Raw genomic sequence first — 9,064 nt, 5'->3', positions numbered from 1 at the left:
GGGGCAGCTCCGTTGGCAGGCGGTGTTGCGGGGGCGGCACCTGTAGCGGGGGGCGCTGCCGCGGCAGGTGTGCCTGCGGCCGGAGCGGAAATCGCCGGTGGGTTCGTCGCCGAGGGCGGCGTGGTCAGCGCGGCGACCGATTCGCCTTCGCCGATGCCGCTTTGGCCACCGGCCGGACCCGGGTCGACTTCACTGCCCTGCGGCGTCAGCCGCTGCGTGAATTTCGTGCTTTCGGCTTCCGTGCCGCCAGCCGCGGGCGCCGGAGGCGCTGCCGCGGCATCGGTTGCCGGCTTGGCAGGCGCTGGTTTCACCGGCTCCGNGTCCGAAAACCCCGAAAAACCCAGCACCAGACCTTGCCGCCAAGCCCAAGCATTTTGCCGAAGGCATCCTTGTTCAGCCAGATTCCGTAGCCGCCGCCGGCTACGACCAGAAGAGCGACGACGGCCGTGATCAGCCCACCATAGCTGCGCTTGCGCTCGGCGGGACGCAGGCGCTGGAAGGTGTCCGACACCGGCTCTCCGTCGCTGGAAAAGACATCGGCCTCGTCCTCCTCCCCGTCGGCATCCATACCTGGAAGAGGCGTGTCGGCGCGAGCCAGCTGGGAAGGCGCCGGCGTCGCCCTTTGCCAGCTCGGCTCGACCTTGGCGGCAGGTGGTGGCGCGGGCTGATAAGATTCAGGCTTTGCAGCGGGCGGTGCCGGCCAGGCCGATTCGGCCTTGGCCGGCTGCCGTGTATGGCTCGGCTGATTCTTGTTGCGATCGATCGACGAAAAGATGTGTTCCAGCTCCGCCAGCGGATCGGTCTCCGGNGGTCTCCGGCAGGCTCTTGGCATAGTCCCGCTCGACACTCGCGATCGCGTCTTCCAGCGAACGCATCTGCGTGGCTATGGCTTCGGCGGCCGGCGGCGGCGAATATTCCTCAAGCTTCTTCGCCAGCATGGTCCGAACGCTGGCATAGATGCGCGTACGCTTTTCCGGCGTCTCGTCGCCATGCTTGCCGAGCGCCTTTTTCAGAATAGCAACGTAATCTGCCATGCTTCAGTCGACCTGTATTTTGTTTCCGCGCCGGCCCCCGCAAATCGGCCGCGATGCCCGGAAAGGCTTCAGAAACTAGTCTTGAAACGGATCGGTCACAAGTATCGTGTCGTCCCGTTCCGGGCTGGTGGAAAGGAGTGCGACCGGGGCGCCGATCAGCTCTTCGATGTAGCGGACGTATTTGACGGCCTGGGCCGGCAGATCGTTCCAGCTGCGCGCGCCGGCAGTGGTGCCTTTCCAGCCCTCGAGCGTCTCGTAGACCGGTTCGACACGCGCCTGCGCACCTTGGCTTGCCGGCAGATAATCGATCATCTCGCCGTCGAGATGATAACCTGTGCAGACCTTGATCTCGTCCAGCCCGTCAAGCACGTCGAGCTTGGTCAGCGCGATGCCCTTGATGCCGTTGACAGCGACGGCCTGGCGTACCAGCACCGCGTCGAACCAGCCGCAGCGGCGCTTGCGGCCGGTGACGACGCCGAATTCATGGCCGCGCGTGCCGAGGAATTCGCCGACCTCGTTCTTCTGCTCGGTCGGGAACGGACCCTCGCCGACGCGTGTCGTATAGGCTTTGGTGATGCCGAGCACATAGCCGATGGCGCCTGGGCCGACGCCGGAGCCGGCGGCAGCCTGTCCTGCAACCGTGTTCGACGAGGTCACGAATGGATAGGTGCCGTGGTCTATGTCAAGCAGCGTGCCCTGCGCGCCCTCGAACAGGATACGCTCGCCAGCCCGGCGCTTGTCGTCGAGGATTTTCCAGACCCGGTCCATATAGGGCAGGATGTCGTCGGCGACCGAGGTCAATTCCTGCATGATCGCGTCATGCGTGACTTCCGCATGGCCAAGCCCCCGACGCAGCGCATTGTGGTGCGTCAGCAGCCTGTCAACCTTCACGGGCAGTGTTTCCAAATCCGCCAAGTCCATCACCCTGACCGCGCGCCGGCCCACCTTGTCCTCGTAGGCGGGGCCGATGCCACGACGGGTCGTGCCAATCTTCGTCCCGGAATTGGATGCGGCGTCCTCACGGAATCCGTCCAGCTCCCGATGCAGGGACAGGATAAGCGCTGTGTTTTCGGCTATTTTCAGGCGATCCGGCGCCACTTCGACACCTTGCGCCTTGAGCTTGGCCACCTCGGCGACGAAAGCGTGCGGGTCGAACACGACGCCATTGCCGATGATGGACAGCTTGCCCTGGCGCACGACGCCCGACGGAAGCAACGACAGCTTGTAGACCTTGCCGTCGACGACCAACGTATGGCCGGCATTGTGGCCGCCCTGGAAACGCACCACGACATCGGCGCGCTCCGACAGCCAGTCGACGATCTTGCCCTTGCCTTCGTCACCCCACTGCGAGCCGACGACCACCACATTGGCCATGTTTCTTTTCCCTTGAGACGCCGCCAAGCGGCTTGAATATGGTTCGAAACGACAGGCCTCTATAACGTCAAGACCTCGCGAGCGCGACCTTTCTTTGCCGTCGAAAATGCCCTGAGGCACAACAATTTTCGGCTTTGACATCATTTACTTGGGCGAGCGAGGGCAATAGGCCGGCAAACACCGCAGCTCCGGCGACTGGAATCCCGCGATGCATCGAAGCGCCTACATATTCCTGCTGCTCACCACCTTGCTCTGGGGCGGAAATTCGGTGGCCGGTAAGCTGGCGGTCGATCACGTCTCGCCGATGACGCTGGTCTTCCTGCGCTGGGTTCTGGCCGTGGCGATCATGCTGCCCATCGGCTGGAAGACCATCCAGAAGGACTGGCCGGTCGTCCGCAAGCACTGGTTCGTGCTGGTCGCCCTCGGCGCCAGCGGCTTCACCCTGTTCAACACCATCTTCTACACGGCGCTCAACTACACGACAGCGATCAATGTCTCGATCGAACAGGCGGCGATGCCGATCCTGATCATGACTGCCAATTTCGTCTTCTTCCGCCTGCGCGTGAACTGGGCGCAGATTGTCGGCGTCGTGCTGACCATCGCCGGCGTGATCCTCACCGCCTGCCATGGCGATCCGCGCCGGCTGTTGACGCTGGAACTCAATTTCGGCGATGCCATCATGCTGGTCGCCGTGTTTCTCTACAGCGGCTATTCGGTCGGACTGCGGTTGAAACCGGTGATGCATTGGCAAAGCCTGATGCTGGCCCTGTCGGTTGCGGCACTCGTCACTTCGCTGCCGTTCTTCCTGTGGGAGGTCGTCGCCGGCAAGGTCATCATGCCCGACGCGCGCGGCTGGACCGTCATCGTCTATACGGCGATCGGCGCCTCCGTCGTTTCGCAGATCTTCTACATCAGAGGCAACGAACTGATCGGCGCCAACCGCGCCGGCCTGTTCATCAATCTGGTGCCGATCTTCGGCACGCTGCTGTCGGTGCTGATCGTCGGCGAGACGTTCCACCTCTATCAGGCACTGGCTTTGGTGCTCGTGCTGGGCGGCATCGGGCTTGCCGAATACAGCGGGCGCAAGATGGCGTTGGCGGACCACCGCGGATGACATGTGGCGGCTGACGCCCTCCGCCGTCGCGGCAATTCACGCGAACGGCCTGGACTTCGCCAATGGCCGCGGAACGGCGGCATAAACCCTGCCGCGTCCCCACTTGGAACATTTCACCTCCAGCGGAGTTTGAACGGCAGGGAGGCGACATGATGAGCCAGAACCCTCGCAGCACGGCAAGCATCGCTGGTCACCCTATCCATCCCATGCTGATTCCGTTTCCGATTGCTTTTTTCGTCGGCACCTTCGTTTGCGATCTTATCTTCTGGCGAACAGCCGATCCCGGATGGGTCACCGGATCGCTCTGGCTTCTCGGCGCCGGCCTGATCATGGCTGCCCTGGCTGCGCTTGCTGGCCTGACGGATGTTCTCGGCGATGTTCAGATCCGCAATCTCACGACGGCATGGCTCCATGCCGGCGGCAATGTACTCGTCGTGTTGATCGAGCTTTACAACTGGTACTTGCGGTATACCGGCGGAGCGGCGGCCGTGATGCCAACCGGCTTCGTCCTATCGCTGATCGTGGTTCTCATCCTGCTGTTTACGGGCTGGAAGGGTTGGGAACTGGTCTACCGACATCGGGTGGCTGTCTCCGATGGCTCGGACGAGTTGACCTGAACCGGCCGCCGCGGCGGCCGGCATCAACGAGGGCGACCCCTGTCCTCGATCACATCGCGTTGACGTCGAACTGCAGCCGCTTGGCCGAGTCGATCGACTTATGCGCTTTGACCTTTTCCAGCACGGCTTCCGGGAACGGCGCGTCGAGATAGAGCAGCGCTATGGCATCGCCGCCCGGCCGGTTGCGGCCGAGCTGGAAGTTGGCGATGTTGACGCCATTCTCGCCGCAGACAGTGCCGAGCAGCCCGATAATGCCCGGCGCGTCGGCATTGGTGGTGTAGAGCATGTGCTGGCCGACCTCGGCATCGAGGTTGATGCCCTTGATCTGGATGAAGCGTGGCTTGCCATCCGAGAAGCATGTGCCGGCGATCGAGCGCGTCATGTGCTCGGTCTTCACGGTCAGCTTGATATAGCCGTCGAACACGCCCGATTTGTCGCGCTTGACCTCGGCGACAATGATGCCGCGCTCCTTCACCATGATCGGCGCCGACACCATGTTGACGTCCGAGACCTGAGGCCGGATCAGCCCGGCAAGTGCGGCGCTGATCAGCGCGCGCGTGTTCATCGTCGCGGTGGAGCCGTCGAACAGGATCTCGACCTCCTTGATCGGATCCTCGGTGACCTGGCCGACGAAGGCGCCGAGCACCTCGGCAAGCTTGACGAACGGCTTCAGCCGCGGCGCCTCCTCGGCGGTGATCGACGGCATGTTGATGGCGTTGGAGACGGCGCCCTTGATCAGATAGTCGGCCATCTGTTCGGCAACCTGCAACGCGACATTCTCCTGGGCCTCCGTCGTCGAGGCGCCGAGATGCGGCGTCGCCACCACATTCTCCATGCCGAACAGTTCGTTGTTCTCGGCGGGTTCGACCTCGAAGACGTCGACGCCGGCGCCGGCCACCTTGCCGCTCTTCAGCGCCGCGATCAGGTCGGCCTCGACGATCAGACCGCCGCGTGCGCAATTGATGATGCGCACGCCCTTCTTCATCTTGGCGATCGCCGCGGCATCGATGATGTTGCGCGTCTTGTCGGTCAGCGGCGTGTGCAGGGTGATGAAATCGGCGCGGGCGAACAGTTCGTCGAGTTCGACCTTGTCGACGCCAAGCTCCTCGGCACGGCTGTCCGACAGGAACGGATCGAAGGCGATGACGTGCATCTTGAGGCCAACGCCGCGTGTCGCGACGATCGAACCGATGTTGCCGCAGCCGATGACGCCCAGCGTCTTGCCGGTGATCTCAACGCCCATGAAGCGGTTCTTTTCCCATTTGCCGGCATGGGTCGAGGCGTTGGCTTCAGGGATCTGGCGCGCCAGCGCAAAGATCATCGCCACCGCATGTTCGGCTGTGGTGATCGAGTTGCCGAAGGGCGTGTTCATCACGATGATGCCCTTGCGGCTTGCCGCCGGGATATCGACATTGTCGACGCCGATGCCGGCGCGGCCGATGACTTTGAGATTGGTAGCGGCGTTGATCAGCTTTTCGGTGACCTTGGTCGCCGAGCGGATGGCGAGGCCATCATACTGGCCGATCACTTCGGCGAGCTTTTCCTTGTCCTTGCCGAGATCGGGCAGATAGTCGACCTCGACGCCACGATCCTTGAATATCTGCACGGCGGTGGGGGAGAGTTTGTCTGAGACGAGAACGCGGGGCGCCATGGCGACCTCCTTGAAATGGATTTGATCCTGATGGGAATGGGCGGCCCGGAGGCCGCCGCGAATGATCTCAGGCCGCCGCTTTGAGCGACGCCTTCTGTGCGGCGAAGGCCCAGTCGAGCCAGGGCAGCAGCGCTTCCAGATCCGACGTCTCGACCGTCGCGCCGCACCAGATGCGCAGGCCGGGCGGTGCGTCGCGATAGGCACCGATATCGTAGGCGACGCCTTCCTTGTCGAGCACCGACACCAGCCCCTTGGCGAAAGCCGCCTGCCCGTCGGCGTCGAGCTCGGACACGTCCGGATCGGTGAAGGACAGGCAGACGGACGTGTTCGACCGTGTCGCCGGCTGGACGGCGAGATGACCGAGCCAGGAGGATTTGCCGACAAAGCGATCGAGGACGGCCGCATTGGCATCCGCCCTGGCGATCAGCGCGTCGAGGCCGCCGGTCGACTTCGCCCAGTTGAGCGCATCGAGGTAATCCTCGACGCACAGCATCGAGGGGGTGTTGATGGTCTCGCCCTTGAAGATGCCTTCGATCAGCTTGCCGCCCGAAGTCAGGCGGAAGATTTTCGGCAGCGGCCATGAAGGCTTGTAGGTCTCCAGCCGCTCGACGGCACGAGGCGACAGGATCAGCATGCCGTGAGCGCCCTCGCCGCCCAGCACCTTCTGCCAGGAGAACGTGACGACATCGAGCTTTTCGAAGTCGAGCCTCTGCGCGAATGCGGCGGAAGTCGCATCGCAGACGGTCAGGCCCTTGCGGTCCGCGGGAATGAAATCGCCGTTCGGCACGCGCACGCCCGACGTGGTGCCGTTCCAGGTGAAGACCACATCGCGGTCGAAATCGATCCTGGTAAGATCAGGCAGTTCGCCGTAGCCGGCTTCGATCTTGCGCACATCGGCGAGCTTCAATTGCTTGATCACGTCGGTGACCCAGCCGGAGCCAAAGCTCTCCCAGGCGACCATGTCGACGCCGCGCTCGCCGAGCAGCGACCACAGCGCCATCTCGACCGCACCGGTGTCCGACGCCGGCACAATGCCGATGCGATAACCCGCCGGGACCTGGAGAATCTCCCGCGTCAGCTCGATCGCCTGTTCGAGCTTGGTCTTGCCGATCTTGGCGCGGTGGGAACGGCCGAGCGCGGCATTGTTCAGCGCCTCGACCGACCAGCCGGGACGTTTTGCACAGGGACCTGAGGAAAAATTGGGGTTTGCCGGACGGAGTCCGGGCTTCGTATGCGTCGTCATCGTGGTCTATCCTTCCAGATAGTGGCCCCTCGTTGGGGAGGGGTGGCCCACGGACGGCGATATGCGTTCAGGCTTCGGGCGTCAAGAGGAAAGTTTTTGTCGCTGCCGGGATACCGGCGATCCCTGATCGGGATGTCGTGACTTCAAACGCAAACGGCGGACCCCGAAGATCCGCCGTCCTGAACCTCGTGCTCGCCGCGCCTACCAGAGATCGTAGCGCAGCCCGAGCTTGACCTGATGGTTGCTGATACCTTTTTTGACCGGATAGGAGGTCAGGCTCTCAGCCGTCACATATTCAGCGTCCGGAGCGGAGAAATACTGATAGCCCAGGTCGACGGAAACGTTCTTCGATACCTGATAGGCGAGGCCCGCATTCAGCGTGTAGGCCAGCGAGTACTGGGTCTTGCTGTCACTTACGGCGAAATCGTCCGTGTCGTCGCCATTGTCGGTGAAATAGCTTGCCGACAGGCTGCGCTTGCTGCGGACGACCCCGATACCGGCGCCGAGATAGGGTGTGATGCCGACATAGGTGCCAAGATCGACATAGCCGTTGAGTATGCCCGACAAGGCGTAGTTCTTCAGGGATGCCGACGCCACGGTCGGCTCTGCCGCAGTCGCTGAATCGTCATAGCCGACGCCGATCTCGTTGCCAGGCAGATAGCCGAGATTGAGGTCGGCGCGCAGATAGTCGTTGAAATGGTAGCCGAAGCCGATGCTGGCAAAGATCGGATCTTCTTTGTCGCTGAAGCTTGCAGGTGGCGAAGGTGTGAAGGCGAAATCCTCATTTTTGAAGCTCTTCTGCGCCAGATAGGAGACGTCGCCGCGCAGGTACCAGCCGGAACCGACCTCGACCGGGACATAGTCGGGCGCCTGGTCGACATAGATCGGCGGGTCATAATCGGCCGCGTGCACCGGCGTCAGCGGCAGGAGGGCTAGTGCACCGAGCGCCAGCGCCATACGCGATGTAAGTTTCATGGTCCCCGACTCCCGAATTTGGCGCAGCCCGCAATCGCAGCGGCAGCCATCGTTTCAAGGAGCATTGTTAACCATAGTGGTTAAGTGCCGGTTAAGGCTAACAGAGCGTTAGCGAATTCATTTCCGCTGTCGATTCCAGGCGGCCCAAACGAAAAACCGCCCGGCTTGAGGCCGGACGGTTTTCGAAGAATTCAAGTGATGTAGATGGCGTTACTTGGTGTAGATCGGCTCGGGTTCGGGCTGGTAGGCCACGACCGGCGCGGCGCAACCATTGCTGCCACCGAACTGGTAGCGCAGGCCACCGCGCACTTCGTGCGTGTTGATGCCACGGTCGAAGCCGGGACCGGAGCTGGTGATGTTCCAGTCGAACATGCGGCCGCCCTGAATATGGGAGAAGCGGTAGCCGGCATCGAGAATGATCTTGTCGGTCAGGCAGTACGAAGCGCCGGCCATCAGACCGTAGGCGAAACGCCAGCTTGATCTGCCGGGATTGAACTCGGTGGTGTTCGGGTCGTAGACATCATCCCACTTGACGCGGGCGCCGCCGATGCCGGCGCCAACGTAAGGCGTGATGCCATGGTAGGTGCCGAGATCGACATAGGCATTCGCCAGCAGCAACAGGGCGCTCATCTTCGATACTTCGGTCGAAGTACCGTTGATGTCCGAGGTGCCCCCGTTGAAGTTCGACTTGAACCAGTAGTCGGCGGTCAAATCGGTCCGGAAGTGATCGTTGATCTTGTAGCCGACGCCGGCGCCGAGCGAGAAACCGCCCTTGAGTTTGCCGAAATCGAAGCTTCTGGTGCCGGGCGTAACCGTACAGTTACAGGGATCGACGGTGTAGGTCATATAGTCGATGCCGCGCACGGTCGACTTGTGATAGTCGATGTCGCCGCGGATGTACCAGCCGCCGACCTCGACCGGCTGCTCGTAGACAGCCTGAGGCGGAGCCTCTTCGACCATCGGTTCCGGCAGGTCGGCTGCGAACAGCGGTCCTGCCAGGCCTGCGAACAGGAAGGCGAGCAGGACCTTTCTTGCTGTCTTGAACATGCTTGTCAC

At 62.6% G+C, this 9,064-nt stretch carries 7 protein-coding genes and 1 pseudogene; 2 read left to right on the top strand and 6 right to left on the bottom strand.

The window, feature by feature from the left end:
* Both X735_RS1000000169825 and X735_RS148215 read right to left on the bottom strand, forming a co-directional pair.
* Positions 1 to 311, bottom strand: a pseudogene (locus X735_RS1000000169825) (hypothetical protein); the annotation flags it as partial.
* Between the two features lie 798 nt (positions 312 to 1,109).
* Positions 1,110 to 2,408, bottom strand: coding sequence for an adenylosuccinate synthase (locus tag X735_RS148215; RefSeq protein ID WP_023811870.1), 1,299 nt, complete (start codon positions 2,406 to 2,408; stop codon positions 1,110 to 1,112).
* A 208-nt stretch (positions 2,409 to 2,616) separates the two neighbouring features.
* Between X735_RS148215 and X735_RS148220 the strand changes: the two genes are divergently transcribed.
* Together X735_RS148220 and X735_RS148225 are read left to right on the top strand one after the other, a co-directional pair.
* Positions 2,617 to 3,522, top strand: coding sequence for a DMT family transporter (locus X735_RS148220; RefSeq protein WP_023811869.1), 906 nt, complete (start codon positions 2,617 to 2,619; stop codon positions 3,520 to 3,522).
* A gap of 152 nt (positions 3,523 to 3,674) precedes the next feature.
* Positions 3,675 to 4,139 carry a DUF2231 domain-containing protein gene (locus tag X735_RS148225; RefSeq protein ID WP_023811868.1) on the top strand — a complete coding sequence of 155 codons (465 nt, stop codon included), beginning with the start codon at positions 3,675 to 3,677 and terminating at the stop codon, positions 4,137 to 4,139.
* Between the two features lie 49 nt (positions 4,140 to 4,188).
* On the opposite strand, the gene serA is transcribed toward X735_RS148225, so the two are convergent.
* The 4 genes from serA to X735_RS148245 all read right to left on the bottom strand — a co-directional run bounded on the left by serA (position 4,189) and on the right by X735_RS148245 (position 9,055).
* The gene (gene serA / locus X735_RS148230; protein ID WP_023811867.1) at positions 4,189 to 5,790 is read right to left on the bottom strand and encodes a phosphoglycerate dehydrogenase; all 1,602 of its coding nucleotides are present in this window, start codon (positions 5,788 to 5,790) and stop codon (positions 4,189 to 4,191) included.
* A gap of 67 nt (positions 5,791 to 5,857) precedes the next feature.
* Positions 5,858 to 7,033: a phosphoserine transaminase gene (locus tag X735_RS148235; RefSeq protein WP_023811866.1), complete on the bottom strand. Its 1,176-nt coding sequence runs from the start codon at positions 7,031 to 7,033 to the stop codon at positions 5,858 to 5,860.
* Between the two features lie 201 nt (positions 7,034 to 7,234).
* Complete coding sequence (locus X735_RS148240; protein WP_023811865.1) at positions 7,235 to 8,008, bottom strand: outer membrane protein; 774 nt, start codon at positions 8,006 to 8,008, stop codon at positions 7,235 to 7,237.
* A gap of 210 nt (positions 8,009 to 8,218) precedes the next feature.
* Positions 8,219 to 9,055: an outer membrane protein gene (locus tag X735_RS148245; RefSeq protein ID WP_023811864.1), complete on the bottom strand. Its 837-nt coding sequence runs from the start codon at positions 9,053 to 9,055 to the stop codon at positions 8,219 to 8,221.
* Positions 9,056 to 9,064 lie beyond the last annotated feature (9 nt).

Source organism: Mesorhizobium sp. L2C084A000 (assembly GCF_000502875.1).
Lineage (GTDB): Bacteria > Pseudomonadota > Alphaproteobacteria > Rhizobiales > Rhizobiaceae > Mesorhizobium.
This window is presented reverse-complemented; position numbering and strand designations above follow the sequence as displayed.